At 63.7% G+C, this 25996-nt stretch carries 25 protein-coding genes; 14 read left to right on the top strand and 11 right to left on the bottom strand.

All coding sequences use genetic code 11. The features are described 5' to 3' along the window. Positions 1 to 22: 22 nt before the first annotated feature. The 4 genes from AC5WEY_RS25620 (at position 23) to AC5WEY_RS25605 (ending at position 5174) form a co-directional block, all read left to right on the top strand. Positions 23 to 928: an AurF N-oxygenase family protein gene (locus tag AC5WEY_RS25620; RefSeq protein ID WP_495648080.1), complete on the top strand. Its 906-nt coding sequence runs from the start codon at positions 23 to 25 to the stop codon at positions 926 to 928. Positions 929 to 981: 53 nt separating this feature from the next. Next, on the top strand, positions 982 to 2511 hold the full coding sequence (locus AC5WEY_RS25615; protein WP_495648079.1) for a 4Fe-4S binding protein: 1530 nt from the start codon (positions 982 to 984) through the stop codon (positions 2509 to 2511). A gap of 98 nt (positions 2512 to 2609) precedes the next feature. After that, on the top strand, positions 2610 to 3707 hold the full coding sequence (locus AC5WEY_RS25610; RefSeq protein WP_495648078.1) for a ferredoxin reductase: 1098 nt from the start codon (positions 2610 to 2612) through the stop codon (positions 3705 to 3707). Between the two features lie 24 nt (positions 3708 to 3731). Beyond that, positions 3732 to 5174, top strand: a complete 1443-nt coding sequence (locus AC5WEY_RS25605) for a fatty acid desaturase family protein (RefSeq protein WP_495648077.1) — start codon at positions 3732 to 3734, stop codon at positions 5172 to 5174. Between the two features lie 78 nt (positions 5175 to 5252). On the opposite strand, the gene AC5WEY_RS25600 is transcribed toward AC5WEY_RS25605, so the two are convergent. Further along, positions 5253 to 6605 (bottom strand): MFS transporter, encoded by a 1353-nt coding sequence (locus AC5WEY_RS25600; protein WP_495648076.1) that lies wholly within the window; start codon positions 6603 to 6605, stop codon positions 5253 to 5255. A gap of 245 nt (positions 6606 to 6850) precedes the next feature. Between AC5WEY_RS25600 and AC5WEY_RS25595 the strand changes: the two genes are divergently transcribed. After that, a complete protein-coding gene (locus AC5WEY_RS25595; RefSeq protein ID WP_495648075.1) occupies positions 6851 to 7681 on the top strand; it encodes a class I SAM-dependent methyltransferase in 831 nt (276 codons plus the stop codon). A 4-nt stretch (positions 7682 to 7685) separates the two neighbouring features. Here the strand turns inward: AC5WEY_RS25595 and AC5WEY_RS25590 are convergent, their stop codons facing one another. After that, positions 7686 to 8126: an SRPBCC family protein gene (locus AC5WEY_RS25590; protein WP_495648074.1), complete on the bottom strand. Its 441-nt coding sequence runs from the start codon at positions 8124 to 8126 to the stop codon at positions 7686 to 7688. Between the two features lie 28 nt (positions 8127 to 8154). Beyond that, positions 8155 to 8622: an SRPBCC domain-containing protein gene (locus tag AC5WEY_RS25585; RefSeq protein ID WP_495648073.1), complete on the bottom strand. Its 468-nt coding sequence runs from the start codon at positions 8620 to 8622 to the stop codon at positions 8155 to 8157. A 191-nt stretch (positions 8623 to 8813) separates the two neighbouring features. On the opposite strand from AC5WEY_RS25585, the gene AC5WEY_RS25580 reads away from it, so the two are divergent. Together AC5WEY_RS25580 and AC5WEY_RS25575 are read left to right on the top strand one after the other, a co-directional pair. After that, entirely contained in the window at positions 8814 to 10994 is a 2181-nt protein-coding gene (locus AC5WEY_RS25580; protein ID WP_495648072.1) for a glutamine synthetase III family protein, read from the top strand. A 100-nt stretch (positions 10995 to 11094) separates the two neighbouring features. Next, complete coding sequence (locus AC5WEY_RS25575; protein WP_495648071.1) at positions 11095 to 12168, top strand: alkene reductase; 1074 nt, start codon at positions 11095 to 11097, stop codon at positions 12166 to 12168. Between the two features lie 93 nt (positions 12169 to 12261). Here AC5WEY_RS25575 and AC5WEY_RS25570 read toward each other — a convergent pair whose 3' ends face one another. From AC5WEY_RS25570 to AC5WEY_RS25560, 3 genes are read right to left on the bottom strand one after another with little or no spacing between them, the layout of a single operon-like run. Continuing rightward, positions 12262 to 13767, bottom strand: a complete 1506-nt coding sequence (locus AC5WEY_RS25570) for a tripartite tricarboxylate transporter permease (RefSeq protein ID WP_495648070.1) — start codon at positions 13765 to 13767, stop codon at positions 12262 to 12264. A gap of 16 nt (positions 13768 to 13783) precedes the next feature. Then, positions 13784 to 14314: a tripartite tricarboxylate transporter TctB family protein gene (locus AC5WEY_RS25565; RefSeq protein WP_495648069.1), complete on the bottom strand. Its 531-nt coding sequence runs from the start codon at positions 14312 to 14314 to the stop codon at positions 13784 to 13786. Beyond that, positions 14311 to 15300, bottom strand: a complete 990-nt coding sequence (locus AC5WEY_RS25560; RefSeq protein ID WP_495648068.1) for a Bug family tripartite tricarboxylate transporter substrate binding protein — start codon at positions 15298 to 15300, stop codon at positions 14311 to 14313. Before AC5WEY_RS25560 ends, AC5WEY_RS25565 begins: the two co-directional genes overlap by 4 nt. 113 nt (positions 15301 to 15413) lie before the next feature. Between AC5WEY_RS25560 and AC5WEY_RS25555 the strand changes: the two genes are divergently transcribed. The 3 genes from AC5WEY_RS25555 to AC5WEY_RS25545 all read left to right on the top strand — a co-directional run bounded on the left by AC5WEY_RS25555 (position 15414) and on the right by AC5WEY_RS25545 (position 18359). After that, positions 15414 to 15806, top strand: a complete 393-nt coding sequence (locus AC5WEY_RS25555; RefSeq protein ID WP_235581569.1) for a universal stress protein — start codon at positions 15414 to 15416, stop codon at positions 15804 to 15806. A gap of 130 nt (positions 15807 to 15936) precedes the next feature. After that, positions 15937 to 17343, top strand: coding sequence for a hemolysin family protein (locus AC5WEY_RS25550; RefSeq protein WP_495648067.1), 1407 nt, complete (start codon positions 15937 to 15939; stop codon positions 17341 to 17343). Continuing rightward, positions 17340 to 18359: a hemolysin family protein gene (locus AC5WEY_RS25545; RefSeq protein ID WP_495648066.1), complete on the top strand. Its 1020-nt coding sequence runs from the start codon at positions 17340 to 17342 to the stop codon at positions 18357 to 18359. Before AC5WEY_RS25550 ends, AC5WEY_RS25545 begins: the two co-directional genes overlap by 4 nt. Before the next feature lie 311 nt (positions 18360 to 18670). On the opposite strand, the gene AC5WEY_RS25540 is transcribed toward AC5WEY_RS25545, so the two are convergent. Both AC5WEY_RS25540 and AC5WEY_RS25535 read right to left on the bottom strand, forming a co-directional pair. Further along, on the bottom strand, positions 18671 to 19177 hold the full coding sequence (locus AC5WEY_RS25540; RefSeq protein ID WP_235581570.1) for a DUF6764 family protein: 507 nt from the start codon (positions 19175 to 19177) through the stop codon (positions 18671 to 18673). Positions 19178 to 19448: 271 nt separating this feature from the next. Continuing rightward, entirely contained in the window at positions 19449 to 19823 is a 375-nt protein-coding gene (locus tag AC5WEY_RS25535; protein ID WP_495648065.1) for a winged helix-turn-helix transcriptional regulator, read from the bottom strand. Between the two features lie 115 nt (positions 19824 to 19938). On the opposite strand from AC5WEY_RS25535, the gene AC5WEY_RS25530 reads away from it, so the two are divergent. Beyond that, positions 19939 to 20793: an SDR family oxidoreductase gene (locus AC5WEY_RS25530; RefSeq protein WP_495648064.1), complete on the top strand. Its 855-nt coding sequence runs from the start codon at positions 19939 to 19941 to the stop codon at positions 20791 to 20793. A gap of 25 nt (positions 20794 to 20818) precedes the next feature. Further along, positions 20819 to 21436, top strand: coding sequence for an FKBP-type peptidyl-prolyl cis-trans isomerase (locus AC5WEY_RS25525; RefSeq protein WP_495648063.1), 618 nt, complete (start codon positions 20819 to 20821; stop codon positions 21434 to 21436). A gap of 85 nt (positions 21437 to 21521) precedes the next feature. Here the strand turns inward: AC5WEY_RS25525 and AC5WEY_RS25520 are convergent, their stop codons facing one another. Both AC5WEY_RS25520 and AC5WEY_RS25515 read right to left on the bottom strand, forming a co-directional pair. Continuing rightward, positions 21522 to 22151 (bottom strand): lipocalin family protein, encoded by a 630-nt coding sequence (locus AC5WEY_RS25520; RefSeq protein WP_057476302.1) that lies wholly within the window; start codon positions 22149 to 22151, stop codon positions 21522 to 21524. Next, entirely contained in the window at positions 22151 to 24154 is a 2004-nt protein-coding gene (locus tag AC5WEY_RS25515) for an MMPL family transporter (RefSeq protein ID WP_495648097.1), read from the bottom strand. Before AC5WEY_RS25515 ends, AC5WEY_RS25520 begins: the two co-directional genes overlap by 1 nt. Positions 24155 to 24362: 208 nt before the next feature. Here AC5WEY_RS25515 and AC5WEY_RS25510 point away from each other — a divergent pair, with 208 nt between their 5' ends. Then, positions 24363 to 24842, top strand: a complete 480-nt coding sequence (locus AC5WEY_RS25510; protein ID WP_317566845.1) for a MarR family winged helix-turn-helix transcriptional regulator — start codon at positions 24363 to 24365, stop codon at positions 24840 to 24842. A gap of 217 nt (positions 24843 to 25059) precedes the next feature. Continuing rightward, positions 25060 to 25458 carry an STAS domain-containing protein gene (locus AC5WEY_RS25505; protein ID WP_495648062.1) on the top strand — a complete coding sequence of 133 codons (399 nt, stop codon included), beginning with the start codon at positions 25060 to 25062 and terminating at the stop codon, positions 25456 to 25458. Between the two features lie 156 nt (positions 25459 to 25614). On the opposite strand, the gene AC5WEY_RS25500 is transcribed toward AC5WEY_RS25505, so the two are convergent. Further along, complete coding sequence (locus AC5WEY_RS25500; RefSeq protein ID WP_495648061.1) at positions 25615 to 25803, bottom strand: hypothetical protein; 189 nt, start codon at positions 25801 to 25803, stop codon at positions 25615 to 25617. Positions 25804 to 25996: the final 193 nt, after the last annotated feature.

Here is a 25996-nt window from a genome sequence, read left to right as displayed (position 1 = left end):
GACGATGAAAGGAACGACGGCGATGACCAGCACACTCTCCAGGAACGACGTTCTCGAGCCCGAGGATGTTTCGGCGCGTTTGCTCGACTCTGCCGCCCAGCTTTCGTACGACCCGGCCGAGGAGGTCGACTGGGAGGCCGATCTCGATCCCGCCCTCTACGGCCTCAATCCGGAGTGGAGCACCCTCTACGGCACGAAGCTGTGGGACGAGATGAGCGAGGAACAGCGCATCACGCTCACGCGTCACGAGGTCTGCTCGATCATGAGCACCGGCATCTGGTTCGAGATGATCCTGCAGCAGATGGTTCTTCGCGATCAGTACTGCAAGGACTCCTCCAACTCGGACTTCCAGTTCGCGCTCACCGAGATCGCCGACGAGTGCCGTCACTCGATCATGTTCGCCCGCGCGTGCCAGAAGATGGGCATCAAGGCCTACCTGCCGCGTCGATCGAGCATCGAACTCGGCCGTGGCTTCAAGGCTCTGGCGTCCGCAGAGGTGGCCTACGGCGGCATCCTCGTCGCCGAAGAAGTTCTCGACGTCATGCAGCGTGACTGGATGCGCGGCGAGAACGTGCTGCCGCTCGTGCGCACCACCAGCAAGATCCACGTCGTCGAGGAATCGCGGCACATGACGTTCGCCCGTGCGCAGATGCGTGAAGACATCGCGGGGAAGAGCCCGGCGCGCCGCAAGACCAGTGCTCTCGTCGTCGCTATCGCCGCTCGCCTGATCGTGTCCAACATGGTCAACAAAGAGGTGTACGCAGCCGCAGGCCTCGATGTCGACCGCGCGATGAAGGAAGCCAAGAACAACGCCCACCACCACACGATGATGCGCACCTCGAGCGAGCATCTGATGGCATTTCTTCTCGATTGCGGATTGATCACCAAGCCGGCCGAGATGATCTACCGTCGTCTGCACATGCTCTGACCACACTGTTCGAGAAAACACTGTTCGAGGCCGTGAAGGACATTCGATAACCCATGCCGTTCGCGATCACGCAGAACTGTTGCAACGACGCATCCTGCCTGTCGGTGTGCCCGGTCAACTGCATTCATCCGACGCCCGACGAGCCGGATTTCGGCAAGACCGAGCTGCTCTACATCGATCCGCGATCGTGCATCGACTGCGGGGCCTGCGCCGACGCGTGTCCGGTGGACGCGATCACGCGGGTGTCACGCCTGACACCGGACCAGCAGATCTACGCCGACATCAACGCCGACTACTACCGGGACAAGCCGGCGGTTGCGGAGTGGGGTGAACCGCGTTTTCCGGTGGCAACGGTCAACGAGCTGCCGCCGGTCAGCATTGCGATCGTCGGGACCGGGCCGGCCGCCTGCTACACGGCGCAAGCCCTGCTGCGCGTACCCGGAACCAGGATCACGTTCTACGACCGACTGCCGACGGCCGGCGGTCTCGCGCGCTACGGCGTCGCACCCGATCACCTCGGCACCCGACGTATCAGCGAGCACTTCCGGGGAATTTTCGCTCATCCACGCGTGACGATGAAGCTCGGCGTCGAGGTCGGTAAGGACGTCGATCACGTGGAGTTGGCTCGAAAGTTCGACTCCGTCGTCTATGCGGTCGGTGCCGACAAGGACCGAGCGCTCGACATTCCCGGCATAGATCTCGACAACTCCGTCAGCGCGCGCACCTTGGTCGGCTGGTACACCGGGCATCCCGATGTTCCCGCGGACGCCATCTCTCTCGCGGGCGTGGATCGAGTAACCATCATCGGAAACGGCAACGTCGCGCTGGATGCGGCCCGCATTCTCACCGCCGATCCCGATCGTCTGGACGGTACCGAGATCGCCCCGCACGCTCTGGCCGAACTGCGTCGACACCGCGTCACCGAGGTCGTTGTTCTCGCCCGTCGCGGCCCCGAGTTCGCGGCCTTCACCCGTTCCGAGTGCAAGGCATTGGTCGATCGCCCGGACGTCGACGTCGTGGTGGCCGGACCGGACGGAATTGTCGAGGCCATCGATCGACTTCCGCTCTCGTCCTCGGCCTCTGCGCTGGCAGGAGCTCAGCGCGTCGATCTCGGCTCTCGCGCGCCAGGGCGTCGCATCGTCTTCGCGTTCGGGCGCGCACCATCTGCCCTGCACGGCAGCGGCTCGGTGGAGTCCATCGAGGTCGGCGTCGGTGACGCCGCCGTCGGACCCGGAGTGGAGCCTGCGGAACGACCGATAAGACTGTCCACCGAGTTGGTACTGCTCGCCATCGGTTATCGCGGAACTCCGTCGCCGGGCGTCCCGTTCGACGACATCACCGGCACCATTCGCAACGACGGCGGCCGGATCACCGCTGCCGACGGCACTCCGGTTCCGGGTAGCTACGTGGTCGGCTGGGCAAAACGGGGTGCCACGGGCGGCATCGGCGACAACAAGATCGACGCCGAGGAGACGGCCGAGGCCTTGCTCGCCGACGTTCCCACTCGGGGCCCGGCGCGCCCGGTCGGCTGGTACGGCAAGGTGAGCGCCGCTCTCGGTGACCGAGTCTCGCGGGCCCGCTGACCGGCGGTAACTCCCCGTTCTGTTCACATTGTGTAGCAGTCTGATTCGAGTCTGCGCGATTCGTACGCACGGCGAGCTTCTCGGAGTTACCGTTGAGTATGGCTGAACGGGGGGCCAAGCCCCAGGTTTCTTTTGTAAGACGGACGATGCTGCGCGCAGTCCGATCATTGTTCAATCCGCTCCGGCCTGACGACTACTTGTCGATGATCAATCCGCTGTGGACCACTCGCGAACTTCGGGGGAAGGTCGAACGGGTGGTTCCCGAAGGTTCGGAAGCCGTCTCGGTGTACATCCGTCCCGGTTTCGAGTGGCAGGGCCACACGCCCGGGCAGTACGTCCGACTCGGAGTGCTGATCGACGGTCGGTACCACTGGCGGGCGTATTCGCTGACATCCGATCCCGATCCTGTGGACGGTCTGGTGAGCGTCAGCCCCAAGCTGGTGCCGTCGGGCACGGTCTCGCCGTATCTGGTGGGTGCCATCAGAACCGGCGACATCGTGCGCCTCAGCGAGGTGGAGGGTGAATTCACTCTGCCGAGCCCCGTACCGGACAAGATGGTGTTCATCAGCGCCGGCAGCGGCATCACACCGATCATCAGCATGTTGCGCGCCCTCGATCATCACGACCAGGTTCGTGACGTGGTTGTGGTCCACTCGGTGCACAATCGTGAACAGTTGATGTTCGCGGATACGCTCGAGGAATTGGAAGCCAAGCACGACGGGCTGACGGTGAAGCTCCGTATCACCAGTGACGAAGGTCGGATGAAGGCCTCGGAACTGGACGAATTGGTCCCGGATTGGCGTGAGCGAGAGTCGTTCTGCTCCGGTCCGGGCGAACATCTGGACGATCTGCGCTCTTACTGGAAGGACCAGGGAGAGTCGGATCGATTCCATTACGAAAGTTTCCAGCCCGTCATCGGCGGCGGAGACGATGCAGGCGAAGGCGGCGTCGTCAAGTTCCTGAACAGCAAGAAGGACGTCGAATGCGACGGTGGCACAACGATTCTCGCAGCAGGCGAGGAAGCCGGACTGGACTTGACCTTCGGTTGTCGCATCGGCATCTGTCATACCTGTGTAGGTACCCTGAAAAAGGGGCGTTTACGTGACCTACGTAACGGGGATATCTCCGAACCTACGGGGCAAGCGGTTCGGATCTGTGTCAACACTGCTGAGGGCGACATCGAAATCGAGCTCTGATCTTCACATCGAACAGGGGAATGTATGTCTATCGACGAAACCACCAGGCGAGTCACCCACACCGATGAGCCGGTGAACCCGCTGGCGCACCTGAGTGACGAGACCATCGCCGAACTCGCCAAGGAATTCGACGCCATCCACGACGAGGTGTACTCCAGCCTCGGCGAGAAGGACCGCAAGTACATCACCTCGGTGATTGCTGCACAGCGTCAGTTGCTGGTTGCCGGCCGCGTGCTGTTGCTCGGCTCCACCAGCAAGCCGGCCTGGCTCGCCGGCACCGCATGCCTCGGAATTGCCAAGATTCTCGAGAACATGGAGATCGGCCACAACGTCATGCACGGCCAGTGGGATTGGATGAACGATCCGGAAATCCACTCGTCGGTGTGGGACTGGGATACCGCGTCCACCGCCAACTCGTGGAAGCACTCCCACAACTACGTGCACCACACGTACACGAACATTCGCGGCAAGGACAAGGATCTCGGCTACGAGATCATGCGGATCGACCCACGTCAGAAGTGGAGTCCGGTCTACCTGGCCCAGCCGTTCTACAACGTGCTGTTGATGGCGTTCTTCGAGTGGGGCGTGGCCCTGCACGATCTCGACATCGAGGCTATCCGTCGTGGCGAGAAGCCGGTCAAGGATCTCGTCGAGGACCTCAAGGGCATCGGCGTCAAGGCACGCAAGCAGTTCGTGAAGGACTACATCGGTTGGCCCCTGATCAGTGCCGGTGCGTTCGCGTTGGCACAGCTGGCGTCGGGCGGTCGTCTGCCGGAAAGCAAGAGGTCTCGGTTGGCGTCCAAGCTGCGTGGGTCGGCTCGGTTCGGCAAGAACCGTAAGACCGCGGCGTTGCTGGATTCACGCCTCAGTGGTGTCGAGAGCACGTTCCTCTCGACGGTGGCCGCCAACTTCACCGCCAACATCATTCGCAACGTCTGGTCGAACGCAATCATCTTCTGTGGTCACTTCCCGGACCAGGCATACACCTTCAGCCAAGAAGAGGTCGAGAACGAGACCCGCGGCGGATGGTACGTCCGTCAGTTGGTCGGAGCCGCGAACATCGATGGTGGTCCACTGTTCCACCTGATGAGTGGCAACCTGAGCTACCAGGTGGAACACCACCTGTACCCGGACATGCCCAGCACTCGGTACTCGGACGTCGCGCCGAAGATCAAGGACATCTGCGAACGCTACGAGCTGCCGTACAACACCGGACCGTTCTTTCAGCAGTGGGGCATGGTCCAGCGGACCATCGCACGGCTGGCGTTCCCGGGCGGCAAGGTTCGGCCCAAGCCGGGCCCCTACCGTCCCGAGGAGAGCTGGCGTCGCAAGTTCGCCGAGGGTGCCACCAACGACAGCGAGGCGGCCAAGACTCGCGGTCGCGTTCCCGCCGGCCACCCAGCCGCAGGCCCGGAGCACAACTCCGGTGGCGTCGACGTTCAGCCGCCGCCCCGTGGCGACGACTGAGCTGAGTCGTAGTTCCAGCTGACAAGAACCGCGGCCACCCGACTTCCGGGTGGCCGCGGTTTTCTGTTTGTGTCGGGTTCACGCCATGTCGACATCCTTGGTCTCGATGAGCCTCTTGGTGCAGACCAGGCTCAATACCGACAGTAGAGCCAGCATGACTCCGATCGAGATGCTGCCGAACGCGGCCGTGAGCGGCGCGGCGAGCATGGGCGGAATCGCGCCGCCGAGAACACCGGCGAGGTTGTAGCCCAAACCTGCTCCGGTATAACGGAATCGAGTCTGGAACAGCTCCGGGAGGAGAGCGCCGGTCGGTCCGTACGCAACGCCGAAGATTGCGAGCGTCACGCACATACCGATGACGAACGCTTCCGGTGAGCCCGTGTCGAGCAAGGGAAACAGTGCGATCGACCACGGAACCGCGACGATGCACGCCGCCATGATCACTCGACGTCGGCCGACGCGATCGGAGTAGGTCGCCGAGAGCGCGATTGCGACTCCGAATATCACCGCCGCGCCGATCCCGGTGACCAGCACGAACGGGCGGTCGAACCCGAGGGTTTTGGTGCCGTAACTCGTCAGGTAGGCGGTCCCCATGTAGAAGAAGGCGAACAGTGACGCCAATGCGCCCGCAGCAGTGATGATTTCGCGCTTCTGGATACGCCACGCGTCGAAGATCGGCAGCTTGGTCGGTGCCGAGCTCGCCGGAGCGCTCTCCTCGGCGAGCTTGTTGGCCCGAAAGACCGGGGTCTCCTCGATCGCCAACCGCATGTAGAGACCGATGAGAACCAGAACGGCGCTGAGCAGGAACGGGATTCGCCAACCGTAGTTCAAGAACGTTTCGTTGGTATCGCCCAACAGCAGTCCCGTTGCGAGGAACGTGGCGCTCGAGAAGATGAAGGCTGCCGAGGGTCCCAGCTGGGGGAACATCGCATAGAAGCCGCGTTTACCGGGAGGTGCGTACTCGGCCGTGAGCAGCGTCGCGCCGGCCCATTCACCGCCGACGGCAAACCCCTGCCCGAATCTGAGCAGCACCAGGATGATCGGCGCGGCCATGCCGATGGTCTCGGCACCGGGCAGCAAACCGATGGCGAAGGTGGACACTCCCATCAACAGCAGCGTCGAGATCAACGTCTTCTTTCGGCCGATACGGTCGCCGAAGTGCCCGAACAGGACTGCGCCGACGGGCCTGGCGATGAACGCGACGGCGAATGTCGCGAACGAGGCCACGGTGCCGGCCGTGCTGCCGAGGGCTGGGAAGAAGATGGTCGGGAAGACCAAAGCGGCAGCGGTGCCGTAGATGAAGAAGTCGTAGAACTCGATCGTCGTGCCGATGCCACTGGCGACGGCGACCCGTCGAACACTGGTCCTGGTCTGCACCGGCGGTCGTGTCGGTGCAGACACACCCGGGTCGTCGGGTGAGACAGCGGTCATGGTTCCTCCGTTTTGTCGGGTATCGGGCGAATGTGCGATACCGAATGCGACGAACGGTAGTGACTCGGGTCACCCTGGGAATACCCCCGAAAGGGGGGGCTGGCGGCGGGCTGTCTCGGCGGCCGCGGTGCGGGAGTTCGACGGGCATTCCCACGATTGTCGCTACCTCAGGCGCACCTCAGGGTTCGCCGGTACCGTCTGATCCCAGGGGCGGCAATCGTGTGTCAGCGGTCGAGAATGCGGAGGTGATCGGCGTGTCCCTGGACCACAATCGGGATGTGTTCGACAGTGCCCGGGTGGCTGCGGAGTACGTGGAATACGCCGGCCCCACGGATGGCTTTCTCGATCGAGGGGAAGCGGCAGCGTTGGTCGCCGCGGCCTCGGTTGCTCGCGGAACTCCGGTGCTGGACGTCGGCGTCGGCAGTGGACGAACCACGGCCCTGCTCCGACTCGTGAGCGACCAGTATGTAGCGATCGACTACGCGCCCAACATGATCGATGCCTTCCGTCGCAATTTTCCGGACCTGCAGGCGCATGTGGCCGACGCCCGCAGTCTGACGTCTTTCGCCGACGGCGAATTCGGCCTGATCGTGTTCAGCAACAACGGAATCGACACCGTCACCCACGAGGAGCGTGGCCGAGTACTCGCAGAATTTTTCCGACTTCTGGCGAAGCCAGGGGTGCTGGTGTTCTCCACCCTGAACCGCAACGGCCCGTCGTTCGGGGAAAGCCCGTTCCAATTGAGTAGGCCGACAAAACGATTCAGTTTTTCGCCGAAGCGAGCTCTGACGGCCGTCGGGCGGAAGCTGCTCGATCCTGCCGGTGTAGTTCGCAGCGTCCGAAATTGGTTGTCGGCCAGATCCCGCGTCGACGATCGTGGATCATGGGCCGTTGCTCCACTCGCTGCCCACGACTTTGCGCCGTTCATGCACTTCACCACGGTGTCCGATGTGCGCTCGCTCGTGACGGACGCTGGGTTCACGATCGAGAAGATCTTTGCCGACGACGGCTCGATCGTGGCAGTCGATGCGGTGACGAGTTCGGCCGACAACTTCACGATCGTCGCGCGCAGATAAGCCGTCAGTTCAGCCGCTCGAGTGCCTCGGTCATCTTCTCCACGGTGTCCGGCGCGACCTTCGCCTCGAAGCCCGCCTTCAGGAACGGGCCGGCAACCTTTGCGGCACCGTTGAACTCGACCTGTGCGTGATAGTCGATCCGCGTCGATCGGCCGCCTTCCGCTGTCAGCGTGATGTCGTCGACGCTGGTGGCCGTCTTGTTCCGGCCCTCGAACACGATGTGATTCGGCTCGTCGGTGACCAAGGTGTAGGTCAACTCCGTGGTGATACCGAACAGCTTGGACACGTTGTGCCACTGCGTTCCGACGGCGACCGGCCCGTCCGAAATCTGGGTGCAGCTCTGAGTTCCGGGATCCCACGACGGTGCATTGGAAAAGTCGCGAAGAAACGCGGCTGCCTTGTCGATGGGAACAGCGGCGGTGAAGGTGCGGGTGACGTCGACCATGAGAGTTCTTTCCTGTCGTTCGGTGGGGTCAGTCTTCGAGTGGAACGCCGAGGTGTTCTGCGAGCCGGCGCATGGTGCCGACGATCTGGTCCTCGGTCACCCGTGGAAACCCGGCCATTTTCCGGAACTCGGGGTCGGTCACGCGCGACCAGTCGTACACCTGAGTCAGTGCGGTCCGGTCGTCGGCAATCTCTTCGAGTTCCCAGGACCACCGGGTGCCACGAGGTTCCATGCCTCGGCGATTGGGAATCCAACCGATGCGACGGTCCTGCTCGAACACGAACACGGTGTTCTCCATGACGTATTCACCCAGCTCGGGTTGATACATGTCCATCGCGAAGGTGTCGCCCACTGCGCTCAGCGGAGTCGGGTCGATCGCGCCCCGCAGCATTTCCGAGCCGTCGACCGCGGCCTGGACCTCGGGGTTGGCGAGCGCGGTGAACACGGAGGCTGGGGGAGCGTCGATCACGCGCCGGACGGTCAACTCGTCGGTCATGGAGCACGCCTCTCAGTTGTTCGTTCTGGCTGCGGAGTTACCCCCGTCCGCGTGGAAAGAAACTCCGATCGCCGTTTTTGCCTTGCAGTGGACACAACGACGAAACACGACCGCCACGTCGCATTCGTACAGTCGCCGGGTCGGACTCCGCACAATCCAGGTGCGGAGCAGCACCTTGTCAAGGGGTAGCCATGAGTGGAAATACCGTACGCCTGCAGGCGATCAAAGACGTCGAGGCGTATGTGCCGCCTGCGGTCAGCTTCGTCGGAGACGAGAAGCCGGGCGAGATCTTCGGCGAGAACGTCTTCAGCAAGGTCGTGATGCAGAAGCGTCTGCCCAAATCGGTCTTCAAGTCCGTGATGGCGACGATCGACAAGGGCAAGAAGCTCGATCCCATGGTCGCCGACGCAGTGGCGTCGGCGATGAAGGACTGGGCTTTGGAGAAGGGGGCGACGCACTACGCGCACGTCTTCTACCCGCTCACCGGCTTGACGGCCGAAAAGCACGACAGCTTCTTCGATCCCGTCGGTGACGGCAGTGCCCTCGCCGAATTCGCCGGCAAGACGTTGATCCAGGGTGAGCCCGACGCGTCGAGCTTCCCCAACGGCGGTCTGCGCAACACGTTCGAGGCTCGTGGGTACACCGGCTGGGACGTCACCAGCCCGGCGTACGTCCTCGAGAACCCGAACGGCAATACCCTGTGCATCCCGACGGTGTTCGTCTCGATGACAGGTGAGGCCCTCGACCACAAGACGCCCCTGCTGCGTTCGCAGCAGGCGATGGGCGGACACGCCGAGCGCATCCTGAAGCTGTTCGGACACGAGAACATCGAGAACATCGTCTCGTTCTGTGGTCCTGAGCAGGAGTATTTCCTCGTCGACCGGCACTTCTTCCTGGCCCGTCCGGACCTGCTCAACGCGGGCCGCACCCTGTTCGGCTCGAAGCCGCCCAAGGGCCAGGAATTCGACGACCACTACTTCGGAGCCATCCCCGAGCGCGTGCTCGGCTTCATGATGGACACCGAGCGGGAGCTGTTCAAGCTCGGAATCCCGGCCAAGACTCGGCACAACGAAGTCGCTCCCGGACAGTTCGAGATCGCGCCGATGTTCGAGCGCGGCAACATCGCAGCCGATCACCAGCAGCTGTTGATGACGACATTCAAGACGATCGCCAAGAAGCACGGTATGGAGTGTCTGTTCCACGAGAAGCCGTTCGAGGGCGTCAACGGCTCGGGCAAGCACGTCAACTTCTCCCTCGGCAACTCCGAGCTCGGATCGCTGCTGGTGCCCGGCGACAACCCGCACGACAACGCGCAGTTCCTGGTCTTCTGTGCCGCCGTCATTCGCGCGGTACACAAGTACGGTGGTCTGCTGCGCGCCTCGGTGGCGTCGGCGACCAACGATCATCGTCTCGGGGCCAACGAGGCTCCGCCCGCGATCATCTCGATCTTCCTCGGTGATCAGTTGGCCGACGTGTTCGATCAGATCGCCAAGGGTGCAGCGACGTCGTCGAAGGGCAAGGGCACCATGATGATCGGTGCCGACACCCTGCCCGTGCTGCCGACCGATCCCGGCGACCGCAACCGGACGAGCCCGTTCGCGTTCACCGGCAACCGGTTCGAGTTCCGTGCTCCCGGCTCGATGCAGACCGTCAACGGTCCGATGGTCACGATCAACACGATCATGGCCGAGGCGCTCGACTACATGGCGACCAACCTCGAGGCAGCCGTCGCCGACGGCACCGATTTCGACACCGCCGTGCAGAATCTGCTGACGGAGATCATCACCGAACACGGCGCGGTGGTGTTCAACGGTGACGGCTACTCCGACAACTGGCAGGTCGAGGCCGAAGCACGCGGACTGCCGAATCTGCGTACCACCCTCGATGCGTTGCCGGAGTTGATCTCCGAGTCGGCGATGGAACTGTTCGAGAAGTACAAGGTGTTCAACCACCGAGAGATGCACTCGCGCTACGAGATCGGGCTCGAACAGTATGCGCTGACGGTGTTCGTCGAAGCGCGGTTGACGCTGGAGATGGGTCAGACGTCCATCCTGCCCGCGGCGGTGCGCTATCAGACGGAGCTGGCGCAGAACGTGAGCGCGCTCAAGGGCGCAGGCGTCGAGGACGTGGACATGACGGCGCTGCAGGCGGTTTCGGCTCCACTGTCGGAGCTACGCGCAGCGTTGGCGACATTGAAGAGCGCACTGGAAGCCGACCCGGGTGGCGACGCGCTGGCCGAGGCCGAGCACGCCAAGGACGCCCTGCTGCCCGCCATGGCTGCCGTCCGTGCTGCGTCGGACACACTGGAGGCGATGGTGGCCGACGATCTTTGGCCGCTGCCGACGTACCAGGAAATGCTGTACATCCTGTAATTGCGTGAGCAATGTCTCGGATCGGAATAGCTTCATGGATCTCGATCGTTCGAGTGATCAGTGGCAAAGATTGTGCACGCACTCGTAAGGAGAGAGATCCATGAAGCTGTTTACCCCGTTGGCCCTCGGTGACTTGAAGCTCGACAACCGATTGGTGATGGCTCCGCTGACGCGGGTGCGTTCCGGCAAGGACGGGGTGCCCGGTCCGCTGGTGGTCGAGCACTACAAGCAGCGCGCATCCCTGGGTCTGATCGTCAGTGAAGGCACCTACCCGAGCCACGCGGGTCAGGGCTTCCCGGGCCAGCCCGGTCTGGTGACGGACGAGCAGATCGAGGGTTGGCGCAACGTTGCCGACGCGGTGCACGCCGATGGCGGACTCATCGTCGCGCAGGTGATGCATGCGGGCCGCGTCACCCATGAGGCGACCACGGGTGGCCACGAGGTTGTCGGACCCAGCGCCATCGCCATCGAGGGCGAGACTCACACGTACGAGGGCAAGAAGGCGTACCCCACCCCGCGCGCCCTACGCGAGGACGAGCTGCCCTCGGTGATCGCCGACTTCGTGCAGGCGTCGAAGAACGCGATCGCCGCCGGCATGGACGGCGTCGAGATTCACGGTGCCAACGGGTACCTGCTGCATGAATTCCTCTCGCCGGCATCGAACCAGCGGGACGACAAGTACGGCGGCTCGCCCGAGAACCGTGCGCGCTTCGTGGCCGAGGTGGTCGAGGCCGTGGTTGACGCTCTGGGAGCAGGCAAGGTGGGAATTCGCATCTCACCCGAGCACAACATTCAGGATGCCCTCGAGACGGACGCCGACGACGTGCGTGCCACCTACCGCGCATTGGTAGACCGAATCGCACCGTTGGGTCTGGCGTACCTCAGTGTGCTGCACAAGGATCCGGCCGGTGAGCTGGTGCAGGATCTGCGCGCAGCGTTCGGCGGTGCCGTATTGGTCAACAGCGGCTTCGGTGAGATCACCACCCGCGACGAGGCGCTCTCGCTCCTGGACGACGGAATCGGCGAGGCCATCGTCGTCGGACGTCCGGCAATCGCCAACCCCGACCTCGCCTACCGCTGGCGCGAGGATCTGCCGTTGAACGAGCCCGATCCGAGCACCTTCTACACCGACGGTGCCAAGGGCTACACGGACTACCCGGCGCTGCGGCACTGACGAACGCGCTGGACGTTTGCCCATCAGATATTCACGTGCCCACCGTCACAGGTGGGCACGTGAACAATCTGTGGGCGAACAGTTCGGTCGCTGCTAGAAATCCGCGGTCTTGCGGGCGCGGATCTTGCTGACGATCGAGAACACCACGGCGATGATCATCAGTGCGTACAGCACGATGGTGATGCCGCTGCTGACGAGGATCGACGGGTCGCCCTCGCTGACAGCCAGTGCGCGTCGAAGTGATTCCTCGGCGAGTGGGCCGAGGATCACCGCGATCAACACGGGGGCGAGCGGAATCTCGTAGCGCCGCATCATGAATCCGACGATGCCGAGCCCGAGCATGAAGATCAGGTCCACGATCGACGCACTCGATGCGTACACGCCGAGGGCGGCGAACACCGAGATTCCGGCGTAGAGGTAGTTCTTCGGGATCTTGAGTAGCTGTGCCCACAACGGTGCGAACGGCAGGTTGAGGATCAGCAACACGATCATCGCCACGAACAGGCTGGCCAGCAGGGCCCAGACGATGTCGCCGCTGCGCTCGAACAGCAGGGGCCCGGGCTGCATGCCGTACTGCTGAAAGGCCGCCAGCATGATCGCCGCGGTGGCCGACGTGGGTAGACCCAGAGCCAGCAAGGCACCCATTGCTGTTCCGGCCGTGGAGTTTCCGGCTGCCTCCGGTCCGGCGACGCCGCGAATGGCTCCCTTGCCGAACATGGGCTTGTCTCGCTTGCGATCGAGCCTGCGCTCGGTGCCGTACGCCAGGAAACTCGGCACTTCGGCACCGCCCGCGGGGATCACGCCGAACGGCACACCGAATGCCGTGCCGCGCATCCACGCCGGCAAGGCATCGCGGAATTCGGCCTTGCTCAACCAGGGGCGGCCCTGCGATTTGATCAGGGTGCGGTCCTCGGGCCGGCCGATCTTCGACGCGATGTGGATGACCTCACCGAGCGCGAGCATCGCGACGGTGATCACGACTATGTGGATGCCGTCGAACAGGGCCGGGACCTCGAAGGTGAAACGTAAAGCGCCCGAGGGGCCGTCGATTCCGATGACGGCGAGGGTGAGGCCGATGAGCAATGCGGTCAGGCCCTTGAGTGCCGAGTCGGAGACCACCGCCGAGGTGGCGATGAAGGCGAAGACTGCCAGTGCGAGGTATTCGGCCGGGCCGAAGTTGGTCGCCAACGACGCAAGCGTCGGGGCGAAGAACACCACCAAAGTGGTCGCAACAATGCCGCCGATGAAGGCACCGATGGCTGACGTTGCCAAAGCCTGTGGTGCTCTGCCGTTCTTGGCCATCCGGTGACCCTCGAACGTACCGGCGATGGCCGTGCTGTTGCCGGGGGTGTTCATCAGGATGCCGGAGATCGAATCGCCGAACAGGCCGCCGAAATACACTCCGGCGAACATGATCAACGCGGCAGTGGGGTCGAGGGTGAAGGTGACCGGCAGCAGTAGGGCCACCGCCATGGCAGAGCCGAGACCGGGCAGTACGCCCACGGCGGTGCCGAGCAGCGCGCCGACGAACACCCACACCAGGTTCATCGGTGTCAGCGCGGTGCCGAACCCGTCGAGAAGATTACTCAATGAATCCATCGAAAATTCAGCTCCGTCAGAAGATCTGGGCGAGGACGCCGCCGGGCAAGGTCAGGCCGAGGCCCGCGGAGAATGCGATCTGAATCGTGCTCGAGACCAGCAGTGCGACTGCCGCGTCGAACACGTAACGGCGACCGCCCAATCCGACCGACACACCCCAGAACAGCAGTGCGCCCGCGAGAACCCAGCCCAGCGGGTCGAGGAGGGCGATGAACACAGCCACCGATCCGACGGTGATGGACAGCGTGCGCCAATTGCTGACGGAACCGGTGTGCGGCTGTCCGTCGTCGTCGACGCCACGATCGATCTCGTCGGGTTTGACCAGCAGTTGAATGGTGACCAGTATGGCGACGACGAAGCATCCGCCGGCCAGGATGGCCGGAAATACCTGCGGGCCAGGGGAAGTGGCGGTCGGCGGAACTTCCATGGTGAGAGTTCCGTAGACCAGAAATACTCCCAGTGCGACGAGTAGTGCCGGAACGATCAGTCCACTGCGTCCCGTCCAGAACGATCGGGATGTGTCCGTGTCGGTAGTCGTTGTTGTCATACCAGCCCCAGCTCCTCGAGAAGTCCGGTGATGCGTGCCTGCTCGACCTCGAGGAATTCGCCGAATTCGTCTCCGGTCAGAACCGATTCCTTCCAGCGGTTGCGTTCGACCGCCGTCGCCCACTGCTCGGTCTCGACCATCTCGGAGACGATGTCGATCAGAGTCTGGCGATCCTCGTCGGAGATGCCCGGTGCCGCAACGATTCCTCGCCAGTTCACGAGGTCGACGTTGTAACCCTGTTCGATGAACGTGTCCACGTCGAAGCCCTCGAGCGGCTCGGGCGCGGCCACGGCGAGCGCACGCACGTTGCCGGCCTCGATCTGGTCCCGGAAGTCGTTGAACCCACTGACCGCGACGCCGACGGTGTTCGACAGCAGCGACGTCAGGACCTCGCCGCCACCGGAGTAGGCGATGTAATTGATTGCGGCCGGATCGATGTCGGCTTCCTGCGCCAATTGGCCCGCCACGATGTGGTCGATGCCGCCGAGCGAACCGCCGCCGATCGGCAGGCCACCGGGGTTCGCCCGCCAGGCCTCGATCATGTCCTCGAGATTCTGGATCGGCGAGTCTTTCGGTACGACGAACACCTCGAAGTCCTCGGCGAGTTTGGCGATCGGAACGGTGTCGGCGAGGGTGGTCTCGGAGTTGTTGATCGCGATGCCGCCCAGCATCACGGTGCCGGTGATCATGACGGTGGTGGGCTGACCGCTGAGGTTCTCGAGTTGGCTCAACCCGATGGTGCCGCCTGCCCCGGGAACGTTGACGACTTGGGCGTTGTTGACGATGCCATCGCTGCGCAGTGCTTGCTGCGATTCACGGGCGACGAGGTCCCAGCCACCGCCCGCGGCGGCCGGTGCAATCAACGTGAGCTTGGCGCGGGCGTCGGAGCCGCTGGCGCTGTTGGCGGCATCGATTCCCGCGACGGTCACCGCTCCCACCACCACCAGGGCTCCGGCCGTTCGTAGCAATGTGGGCGATATCGCCATCAGAGACCTTTCGTGTGGTGTGTCACAGCGTCAGGTTAGATACAGTTTGTCCGATTAGTCCAGTTCACAACGTCGAGGGCGATCTTCGATGGATTCGAGCAAGGGGAACGACCGTGTCTGTAGGCAGCGCAGTGGCAGTAGCGATGAGCAACACCCCCGAGGGGCAGGAAGCGCTGCGACGCGGTGCCGCGGAGGCCGAGCTGCGTCAGGCCGAGCTGATCGTATTGTCCGTGGTCGACCGCGATTCCGTGTCGGCGGAGGACCGCAGCGCGGCGCAGGCCGAGGTGGAGCGAGCTCTTCCGGGAAAGGCGACGACCGTACGGGTCGAGCCGGACGGTGGTGACCCGGCGGGTGCCCTGGTGGATCTCGTTGCCGACGTCGGTGCTGGCATGGTCGTCATCGGCTCGAAGCGTCGATCGGCCGTCGGCAAGTTTCTGATGGGCAGCACCGTCCAGCGAGTGTTGCTGGACTGCCCGGTTCCCGTCCTCGTCGTGAAGGCGCCCTGACAGTTCTCGGTCCGGTAGGATCGGACAAATCTCCCACCATACGACCCTGAGGAATCATGGACAGCGATAAACCCGGGCCGGACACGGCTCCCCGCACCACAGCTACCACGTGCGAGGCGGTGTCCGGCGAATGAGCGTTCTGCTCACTCTTCTGCTCGGCCTGCTCGTCGTTTTTCTCATCACCGTCGCGACCGGTTACTTCGTGGCCCAGGAATTCGCGTACATGACCGTCGACCGGTCTCGGCTCAAGGCACGCGCAGAGGCCGGCGACGCGGTCGCCGCTCGTACGTTGACCGTCACCAAACGCACGTCGTTCATGCTTTCCGGCGCGCAGCTGGGCATCACGGTCACCGGACTACTGGTCGGCTACGTCGCCGAACCCCTCATCGGGCAATCGTTCGGCGCAATCCTCGGCGGTATCGGAGTGCCGACGGCCGTCGGTGTCGGACTCGGTGCCGTTCTGGCGATCACGTTCGCAACGTTCGTACAGATGCTCTTCGGTGAACTGTTCCCGAAGAACTTCGCGATCGCTCGTCCGGAGCCGGTGGCGCGATGGCTCTCGCTGTCGACGACCATCTATCTCAAGCTCTTCGGCTGGCTGATCACGATCTTCGATCAGTCGTCGAACCTCCTGCTCAAAGCGCTGAAGATCGAGCCCGTGCACGATGTGGAACATTCGGCCAGTCCCCGCGACCTCGAGCACATCGTCTCTGACTCCCGCGAGACGGGCGACCTGCCCGACGAGCTGTCGACCCTGCTCGATCGCATTCTCGACTTTCCTACGCGCAACGTCGAGCACGCCATGATCCCGCGTTCACGAGCCGCCACCGTGCGCGACACCGACACGCTCGGTGAGGTGAAAGCGCTGATGGGTCAGGAGCATTCGCGTTATCCAGTGCTCGACGAGGACGACGGCATCGTCGGCGTGGTCCACCTGCACGACGTGCTTGCTTCCCCGCAGCCCGATTCGACGCCGATCTCCGGACTCACCCGTGACGCACTGATTCTGCCCGAAATGCAGAGTCTGCCCGACGCGATGCGCGAGCTGCGGGCAACACGGAACCAATTGGCCTGTGTCATAGACGAATACGGCGGCCTCACCGGCGTGATCACCATCGAGGATCTCGCGGAGGAGCTCGTCGGTGAAATCACCGACGAGCACGACGACGGTGTACTCGACCCGAGCCCGGTCAGCGCCGACGACGGCAGCTGGACGATGGCTGGCGAGGTGCACGTCGACGAGGTCGAGCGTGCGATCGGGGTGGATCTGCCCGACGGTGACTACGAGACCATCGCCGGATTCGCCATCGCGCACCACGGTTCGCTGCCCGACGTCGGTACCCGCATCGAAGTGGATCTGCCGCCGGACAACGCAGATCTGGCCAATGACGACGAGACGCCCATTCGATTCGTCACGATCGAGGTGCAGGAGATCGACAGTCACGTGCCGTCACTGCTCACCCTGACCATCGACGAGCGGGCAACCGAGCACGACGAGAATGCGGCCGAGTCCGACATTGCAGGAGCACACCGATGAGCAACCTCTGGGTCTTTCTGGCCGTCACCATCGGGCTCATCGCGGCAAGTGCGTTCTTCGTCGCAGTCGAGTTCGCTCTGCTCGCAGCCAAGCGGCATCGCCTCGAAGATGCTGCACCGAACTCGCGATCCGCTCGGGCCGCTCTGCGCAGCTCCTCGGAGCTGACGGTGCTACTCGCCGGTTCGCAGCTCGGCATCACCGTCTGCACGCTTGCACTCGGCGCGACCACCAAGCCGGCCGTGCACTACTGGCTCACACCGCTGTTCGAGCAAGTCGGCCTGCCGTACTGGTTTGCCGACGTCCTCGGATTCGTCTTGGCCCTGATCATCGTCACGTTCCTGCACTTGGTCGTCGGCGAAATGGCTCCTAAGTCCTGGGCCATCGCACATCCGGAGAAGTCGGCCACGATGCTCGCAATTCCGATGCGCGCGTTCATGTTCGTCACGCGTCCGGTGCTGACGGCGTTGAACAACATGGCGAACTGGTGCCTGCGCAAGGTGGGCGTCGAGCCGGCCGACACAGTGGGCACCGGTCAGAACGCGGACGATCTTCGTCAACTGGTGGAGCACTCCGTCAACGTCGGTGCACTCGACGCCAGCTACCAGGCTCAGATTTCGGGAGCGTTGGAACTGCAGGACCTCACGGTCGGTGACCTGGTTGCCGGTAGCGGCACGCCGACCTCGGTGTCGTCGTCGGCCTCGATCGACGACGTGCGGGAGGCGTCGCGGATCAGTGGACACCTGCGCATCCTTGTCAGCGACGGGGATGTTGTGAAAGGTGTTGTCCACGTTCGGGATACGTTGACCAATCCCGAGAACCTGGCCGAGATCACGCGTCCGGCCTACACGCTGGACTCCACTACTCCGGTCTACGTGGCGCTCGCGTCGATGCGTGAGACCCGGCACCATCTGGCGCTGGTAGTGGATGCATCGGTGGGGGTGGGTGACACCGCGCGGACAATCGGCGTGGTGACACTGTCGGATGTGCTGACGCGGTTGCTGCCCGAACCTGTCTGATTCGATACCGGCATTCGAACAAGATATCCCCGATCGGCCTGGACGGCCGATCGGGGATATCTCTGTCGTATCGAGCCCTGATACTCAGATCGGGGCGACGACCAACAGGTGTGCCCAGTACGACGCGACGTCGTGGCCGAGCTGGGGGAGCAGCACGTCGTAGAGCAGGTAGGACATCATTGCCGTCGAACTCCTTGTTCAGCGGGTCGTTGCCGACTCGCATACCGAGACTTGTAGGTCATTGAAACTGTAGATGACCCGGCCTTCGGTGGCATCCATAACGCTCACTCGCGTGCGTCGCTCGGGACGTGTCAGCCGATGCAGCCCTGCAGGGTGGTGAAACTGCCCGCGATTCCGGCGCCGTTGCACACTGCGCCTTCCGGGGTGAGCGTGATGGTCGAGCCCGGAGCGGCCACTGCGATGGAGAGCCCGAGGCCGGCGGCGGTGTTCTGCGCAATGGCACCGGGACCGAAGGCGATTGCCGCGGGCGCGCCGCCGAAACTGGCGTTGCTGACGGCGGTTCCGCCGTTGAGTCCGAGCGCCAGTGCCGCTGCATTGTTCATGGCCTCCGCCGAGCCCCAGCCCTCGAGGCCGAGTCCTGCGGCTGCGCTGGCGATGTCCGCAGAGCTGTCGCACTGCGAGCCTCCGACCAGTGCGGCGATATCGGCCCCTCCGGGCGCAGTGGTGCAGGCGACCGGTGCTGCCGATGCTGTGCCGGGCACGAGTGCCGCGAAGGTACAGGCGAATCCGAATGCTGCCGCTCCGCCGAGAATTCTCTTGGTGTGGAACATGGTGAATGCCTCCCGAGATCGATGCATCGGCACCGGTGCGCCGAGCGTGATGGTCGCTGGGCCGGTGTAGCTGGGGACCCGACTCCCTGACTCCGAGTCTCGACCTGCCGGGGCGCGGCGTGGGTTCGTCTACATCTCGAAAACGTCTCGGTAGAATAACGACGCGATAACGCACTGCCCACCCCCGTTGGGATCAATGCGCCTTTCAGTCGGTCAGAGTGCAAGGAAGCCACATTGATTCATCCCGGGGGTGGCTGGTGCCGAACGTCCCGTGACTGCGCGGACCTGATTTGCGTTGTCAGCGAGCGTCGTGCTCGGCGCGCGACTCGAGAACGGTCGGCATCGATCCCTCGATCAATTGGATGAGGTCGGTCAAGCGAGATCCGACCTCACGTCCGAGTGGGGTCAGGCTGTATTCGACCTTCGGCGGGATGGTTTCGAGAACGGTGCGGACCAGAAGGCCGTCACGCTCGAGAGTCTGCAGCGTCTGCGCGAGCATTCGTTCACTGACGCCGTCGACACGTCTGCGCAGGGCATTGAATCGGTAATCGCCTTCGGTGAGTGCGGCCAGGGCCAGGACTCCCCACCTGCTCGTGGCATTTTGCAGGGTCTGTCGCGACGCGCAGTCCCGCGCGAAGACGGACGCTTCGAGGGAGTCAGCGGCATCGGGCATATGCCAATGCTAGCGCATGCTGAAACATCAGTAATGACTGTCTCGGTTGCACTGCACGAAAAGTAAGTGCATCATGAATACGGAACTTGATACTTCAACCTCGGGAGCGCATCTCATGACCACAGCTATCACCGGAGCAACGGGCAATCTCGGCGGCCTCGTCATCGCCGCACTCATCGAACGTGGCGTGGCACCCGCAGACATCGTTGCCGTCGTACGCAACGCGGACAAGGCCTCGGCATTGGCTGAGCAAGGGGTTGTGGTTCGGGTTGCCGACTACACCGACACTGCCGCTCTGACGTCTGCATTCGCGGGCGTCGACAAGCTGCTGCTGGTCTCGGCAACGGAAGTGGGTAAGCGAATCGCGCAGCACAACAACGTGATCGACGCTGCCGAAGCAGCCGGAGTGGGCCTGATCGCGTACACCAGCCTGCTCGCAGCAGACACCTCCGGCATCAGCCTGGCACCCGAGCACAAGGCCACCGAGGAGCGGCTGACGGCCTCATCGATCCCCGCCGTGTTTCTGCGCAACGGCTGGTACTGGGAGAACTACCTGGGCTCGCTCGGTCAGACCATCGAGGGCGGTGTTCTGCTCGGCGCGGCGGGGAACGGCAAGATCGCGGCCGCATCGCGCGCGGACTATGCAGAAGCAGCTGCCGCCGTGCTGACCCACGACGATCAGGGCGGCAAGATCTACGAGCTCGGCGGCGACGAGCGGCTGACCTACACCGATCTGGCCGCCGTCATCGGTGATATTTCCGGGAAGCCAGTTGTCTACAAGGATGTGGCGGAGTCCGAGTACGCCACAATTCTCGAGGGTGCAGGCCTTCCCGATTCGGTTGCGACCATGCTCGCCAGCGCCGACGCCGGCATCTCTCGGGGCGAGCTCGACACCGACTCCGGTGACCTGCAGGGTCTGATCGGTCGAGCATCCACACCGGTCGCCGAGGTGCTTCGCGCCGCGGTGTGACGAGGGCGGGCAGGCTACTTGTACCGTGGGCGCGGTGAATCAGACGAAGACCCGCACCCTGTTCCTGGCCGCCTCGGCATCGCTCGTTCTTCTGACGGGTGCGTGCAGTTCGGATACGGACAGCACGTCCCCGGCGACGACGACGTCATCCTCTGCGTCCGCCTCGGCCGACGCTGCGTCGAGCGGAAGCTGCCCCACGGCAGCCCCCGACTCGGCGGCAACCCCCGAGTGGACGCTGGCCGGGGACACCGGCAGCATTGCGGTCGTCGGATCCACCGACGCTGCGGCACCGTCGGTCACGGTGGAGGCTCCGTTCAGCGTCGCCGAGTCGCAGGTGAAGACGCTGACTGTCGGAGACGGTCGTGTCGTTGCGGACGACGCCGAGGTATCCGTCTGCTATCTGGGCGTCAATGGACGTGACGGATCCACGTTCGACAGCAGCTACGAGCGCGGCGAACCGGTCGATTTCCCGCTCGACGGAGTCGTGGCGGGCTTCCAGAAGGCCATCGCCGGGCAGACCGTCGGCTCGACCGTCGCCGTTGCAGTGACGTCGGCCGACGGTTACCCGAGCGGCCAGCCGCAGGCAGGAATCGAACCGGGAGACAGCTTGATCTTCGCCATCTCGATCCTGTCCGCTAGCTGAGTGCGGCACCGCCGCAGGTCGTGCGCGTTTTGCGTAGCTCTTGGTACGCAAAACGCGCACGAGGGGTGTTGCGGCTCCGCCGCACTTACACGGTCGAGAGCTGCTGAATCGTCGTCGCGCCGCCCGGGGTGGGCGTCGTGGTGATGAAGTTCGAGTCGTAACCGAGCGATTCGACGACGCCGCGGATCTCGCGGAACTGCTCGACGGTGACGTCGGGCGTGCGCTTCAGTACGAATCCGGACGTGCGGGTGGGGCTGCCGACGAACGCCCACGAGTAGTCGTCGGCGATGTAGGCCACGATGTAGTTGGTCGGCCCTTCCTGGCTTTCCTGCGTGGGAACTCCCGGGAAGCTCACGTGCAGTTGGGCTTTGGTGACCGTGTCGTTCACCCGAGCGTTGCCGACGATGCGATTCTCGCCGCCGGTCCACGTGGTGCACGTGTTCTCGACGCGAATGTTCGAGTCGTCGATCTTCTGGTAGTTGGCCTGGGTGTCACGTGCGCAGATCAGATTGAACGGCTGCGGAACCGCCGCAACCTGATTCCAGGTACCGAGGTAGCGGTCCACGTCCAACGACGGAATCGGGGCGAGCGGTTCGAGGCCGACCGATCCCAGAGGGCCGACCGGTTGCGCCTGCGCCGGCGCAGCGGCGAGCACTGCGCCTGCGGCGAACACTCCGGCAATTGCGGTGCGGCTCAGTGCGGTACGGATCTTCATCAATTCACTCCTTGTGTTGCGGTTGTGGTTGCGGTCTCGCTGGAATCGATTCTGTTCGGCCACCAGATTCTCGGGCCGATGAGGGTGAACAGGGCTGGAATGACGACGGTACGCACCACGAAGGTATCGAGCAGGATGCCGAGACCGACGATGATGCCCAGTTGGGTGAGCGTGATGAGCGGCAGGACGCCGAGTACGCAGAACACGGCTGCCAGAACGATTCCGGCGCTGGTGATGACACCACCGGTGGCCGACACCGCCCGCACGATGGCAGCCCTGGTGCCGTGCCGCGGCGTTTCCTCGCGCGTACGCGTGACCAGGAAGATCGTGTAGTCCACTCCCAGGGCCACGAGAAACAGGAACGCGAACAGTGGGGTGTTGTCGTCGAGCGCGGGGAATCCGAAGATGTGCAGGCTCACCCAGCTGCCGATACCGATAGCGGCGACCGCACTCAATACGGTTGTCGCGACCAGGATCAGCGGCGCGACGATCGCCCGTAGAAGGATCAGAAGTACAGCGAGCACCACCGCGAGGATCGCGGGAATCACCACGAGACGATCACGAGCTGCGGCGTCGGTGGTGTCGAGCGCCTTGGCGTCACTGCCACCCACTCGAGCGTCGTCGACCCCGGCGAATGCTGAGCGCAGGCTTTCGACCACGGTGAACGAAGCCTCGGATGCGGGCGCCGCATCGTTGACCACCGAGAGACGGGTCAGTCCGGTGCCGGAATCGGCGACACGATCGACCGAGACCACTCCGTCCGTGCCCTCGGTGATGCCGATGACCTCGTCGATGCTCGCGGTGGGCGCAAGAATCGTCGTCGGATCGGCCGAGCCGGCCGGAAAGTGTTGCGAGAGAGTGTCGAAGCCTTCGACGGATTCAGCGGTGACCCGGAACTGCTCGGTCTGAGAGAGGCCGATCTGCGTGCCGAACAACGCTGCGCAGCACGCCAGCAGCACGACGATCGTGACCGAGGCCGTTGCCACCGGACGTCGCGAGACGCCTGCCGCGATCGAATGCCACACGCCTTCGGTGGTGGTGTCCCGGTCCGATTGCTTGGGGACGAACGGCCAGAACAGCTTCGGGCCGCACAGGGCCAGCAACGGCGGCAGCACGAACAGGACGAATACCGCGGCGACGACGAGGCCGGCCGCAGCCAGCGCTCCGAGGCTTCGGGTGCTCGGCAGTATTGCGAGCAAGAGAGTGAGCAGGGCCAGCACGACGGTTGCGTTGCTGGCCAGGATGGCGGGCCCGGCCTGCCGGACGGCTTGGCGCAGGGCGAGGCGGTGGTCGGGCTCGCGACGCAGTTCCTCGCGGTAGCGGGAGATCAACAGCAGTGCGTAGTTGGTGCCGGCACCGAACACCAGGACGCTCGTGATTCCCGACGTCGACCCGTCGAACGAGAGGCCGGTGAGTTGAGCCAGAGCCGTGCCGACGGTGGTGGCGAACCGGTCTGCGAAACCGATGACCAGCAGTGGCACCAACCACAGGATGGGTGACCGGTACGTGACGATCAGGAGAACGGCGACCACGAGTGCGGTGACGGCGAGAAGCGTGAAGTTGGCACCGGAGAACGAGTTCGCGATGTCGGCACCGAAAGCAGGACCGCCGGTGACCTGAGCTTGCAATTCCGATGGAAGATCGCTCGTCGCGGCAGCTCGCAGGTCGGTGATCAGTTCGTTGAGGGTGAAGCCCGACAGTGAGGAGTCGACCTGAACGAGGGCGATGGCGGCTTTGCCGTCGGGAGCCACGATCGGCGGGGGTCCCGGTTCATCGGGCACCGAACGGTCGACGGCCAACAGCTTGTTCTGGGCAGCGGCGGCGGCGTCGATGTCGGCCGGCGTCAGATCTGCACCGTCGGTACGGCTCAGCACCAAGATCACGGGGGCGGTATCGGAGTCCGGAAACTCGGTCAGTAGCTGATCCACCTGGTAGGACTCTGCGGAGGTCGGCAGTGAATTGGGCGACTGACCGGCAGAATCGTTGCTTCCGACCAGCCCCATGACGGCGGCCGAAAGAAGAAGGATCGCGAGCGCAATCGCCCATGATCGACGGTGCGTCACCGCTGCGGCGATGCGGTCCCAGGCGGCATTGTTCTCGGCTCGTGTGCTGTCCACGCTCAAAACAATCTCATTTACTTAGATATTAAGCAACTGAACCTGTTGCGGGCAGTAGTCTGACTGTGACCGCAGCGAAGGAGTTACCACCGTCATGACCGACCGAAACCACCTCGAATCCGCGATATCGGCGGATCTGCGAGCGCTGTCTTCGGTCTCCGAGCAGATAGGCCAAGTATTCGGAGCGCTGCACAGCTTGCGGCCCAACGACTTTCGGGCTCTGCTTCATGTGATGGTCGCGGACGTCGAGGGGGCACCCCTCACTGCAGGCGAACTCGGCACGATGTTGGGCCTCTCCTCTGCGGCCATGACCTACCTCGTCGAGCGCATGATCGCCTCGGGTCACATACGACGTGAATCCGATGCTTCGGACAGGCGCAAAGTGATTCTGCGATACGACGAGCACGGGATGGAGGTCGCTCGCGGGTTCTTCGGTCCCCTCGGAATGCGCACCAGCGCCGCGCTGGCGGACCTTCCCGATGCCGATCTGGCCGCCGCGCATCGGGTGTTCGAATCACTCATCGGTGCCATGCGCGAACACCACGCCGACCTGGGTGACAGCAGTCGTACGTAGTGCGTGCGCGTGGTTTCAGCGTTCGAACGGCTGGTGGGCGGTCCGCTGAAACCAATGCTGGACTCTGGGCGTGCGAGTGCCGTAGGGTTGGCCGAGGTTGAGCTAACAGCCGGTCACGGGGAAACGCAGCGAAGTCGGCGTCCGGGTCAGGCAACAATTCTGCTCCCGCTGCGTCAATCGGTTTCCCCTTCAGTTCGACCGATCGATGGGATCTGCCATGAGTGTTGAATCTTCAGGCAACAAAGTTCGAACCACCCCGGTGACCGTCGCGGAGAAGTCCGTGTCCGTCGCGGCAACCGGAGCAATCTTCACCGCGCACGACGGCCCCGACGGTTCACTCGTCGTTGCCGTCCACGGTGACATCGACATGCGCAGTGCGCCGATGTTCTCCGATTTCGTCTGCAGTCGCGTGTCCAGCAAACGGCACGTCACCCTCGACCTGACCGATGTCGATTTCTTCGGTATCGCAGGTCTCACAGTCTTCGACGCAGTCCGCGGCTACACGGCCGGGATCGGTGCGTCATGGTCGGTCGTCGCAGGACGAGCGGTCTCGCGTTTGCTCCGGGTCGCGGACCTCGAGAACACTGTTCCGACGTCTCGTCCTTCGAGCGACTAGAAGTACTCCGGCGATATTCGCCGCGACAAGAGGTGGGCAGCTCCGATACCGGGGCTGCCCACTGTCCGTTCTGGCCCTGGATCAGATATAAGAACGACCCTGCGTAACGGCGTAGCCGAATCGCAGGGTCGTCTCGACATGCTCGAGGGCAGGGAACTAGTCCTTGGTTCCTTCGGAGTCGCTGAAGAACGCCCACTCGCCGTCGTGCTCCACTTCCAGTCGCCAGCCCAACTCCTCGTTGTCTGCGCGGCTGTCCTTGAACCAGGAGTGTGCATCCTCGGAACTGGAGATGTCCTTGGTGTCGACGACGGATCCATGCGGGTCGATAACTCTGTAGTTTGCCATGACGTCGGGATGCCCCGATGTCGCGCAACCTAACCCAGGTGCGAACGCCGAGGGAAGCCGGCAGGTGGTTGCTCGAATTGTCGCAAACGCGCGCGCGTTCGTCGAAGGCGCGCGAAATGGCCTCGAAAACGACGAGATTCGGTAGTTGTCAACCTGTCTGAGACAGGTGGATGTTGATTCCGGTCGGTGTTGG

This window comes from Rhodococcoides sp. S146-33 (assembly GCF_059489205.1).
Note: the sequence above shows the minus strand (reverse complement) of the source record. Positions and strands in the feature narration are given on the sequence as shown.

Bases quoted from the DNA above. Each gene is read 5' to 3' on its own strand.
- AC5WEY_RS25565 (WP_495648069.1), bottom strand. From the start codon at position 14,314: ATGACAACAACGACTACCGACACGGACACATCCCGATCGTTCTGGACG.
- AC5WEY_RS25590 (WP_495648074.1), bottom strand. From the start codon at position 8,126: ATGGTCGACGTCACCCGCACCTTCACCGCCGCTGTTCCCATCGACAAG.
- AC5WEY_RS25575 (WP_495648071.1), top strand. From the start codon at position 11,095: ATGAAGCTGTTTACCCCGTTGGCCCTCGGTGACTTGAAGCTCGACAAC.
- AC5WEY_RS25585 (WP_495648073.1), bottom strand. From the start codon at position 8,622: ATGACCGACGAGTTGACCGTCCGGCGCGTGATCGACGCTCCCCCAGCC.
- AC5WEY_RS25535 (WP_495648065.1), bottom strand. From the start codon at position 19,823: ATGCCCGATGCCGCTGACTCCCTCGAAGCGTCCGTCTTCGCGCGGGAC.
- AC5WEY_RS25605 (WP_495648077.1), top strand. From the start codon at position 3,732: ATGTCTATCGACGAAACCACCAGGCGAGTCACCCACACCGATGAGCCG.
- AC5WEY_RS25520 (WP_057476302.1), bottom strand. From the start codon at position 22,151: ATGAAGATCCGTACCGCACTGAGCCGCACCGCAATTGCCGGAGTGTTC.
- AC5WEY_RS25500 (WP_495648061.1), bottom strand. From the start codon at position 25,803: ATGGCAAACTACAGAGTTATCGACCCGCATGGATCCGTCGTCGACACC.
- AC5WEY_RS25560 (WP_495648068.1), bottom strand. From the start codon at position 15,300: ATGGCGATATCGCCCACATTGCTACGAACGGCCGGAGCCCTGGTGGTG.
- AC5WEY_RS25515 (WP_495648097.1), bottom strand. From the start codon at position 24,154: ATGGGGCTGGTCGGAAGCAACGATTCTGCCGGTCAGTCGCCCAATTCA.
- AC5WEY_RS25620 (WP_495648080.1), top strand. From the start codon at position 23: ATGACCAGCACACTCTCCAGGAACGACGTTCTCGAGCCCGAGGATGTT.
- AC5WEY_RS25580 (WP_495648072.1), top strand. From the start codon at position 8,814: ATGAGTGGAAATACCGTACGCCTGCAGGCGATCAAAGACGTCGAGGCG.
- AC5WEY_RS25570 (WP_495648070.1), bottom strand. From the start codon at position 13,767: ATGGATTCATTGAGTAATCTTCTCGACGGGTTCGGCACCGCGCTGACA.
- AC5WEY_RS25545 (WP_495648066.1), top strand. From the start codon at position 17,340: ATGAGCAACCTCTGGGTCTTTCTGGCCGTCACCATCGGGCTCATCGCG.
- AC5WEY_RS25505 (WP_495648062.1), top strand. From the start codon at position 25,060: ATGAGTGTTGAATCTTCAGGCAACAAAGTTCGAACCACCCCGGTGACC.
- AC5WEY_RS25540 (WP_235581570.1), bottom strand. From the start codon at position 19,177: ATGCATCGATCTCGGGAGGCATTCACCATGTTCCACACCAAGAGAATT.
- AC5WEY_RS25615 (WP_495648079.1), top strand. From the start codon at position 982: ATGCCGTTCGCGATCACGCAGAACTGTTGCAACGACGCATCCTGCCTG.
- AC5WEY_RS25610 (WP_495648078.1), top strand. From the start codon at position 2,610: ATGGCTGAACGGGGGGCCAAGCCCCAGGTTTCTTTTGTAAGACGGACG.
- AC5WEY_RS25510 (WP_317566845.1), top strand. From the start codon at position 24,363: ATGACCGACCGAAACCACCTCGAATCCGCGATATCGGCGGATCTGCGA.
- AC5WEY_RS25600 (WP_495648076.1), bottom strand. From the start codon at position 6,605: ATGACCGCTGTCTCACCCGACGACCCGGGTGTGTCTGCACCGACACGA.
- AC5WEY_RS25550 (WP_495648067.1), top strand. From the start codon at position 15,937: ATGAGCGTTCTGCTCACTCTTCTGCTCGGCCTGCTCGTCGTTTTTCTC.
- AC5WEY_RS25530 (WP_495648064.1), top strand. From the start codon at position 19,939: ATGACCACAGCTATCACCGGAGCAACGGGCAATCTCGGCGGCCTCGTC.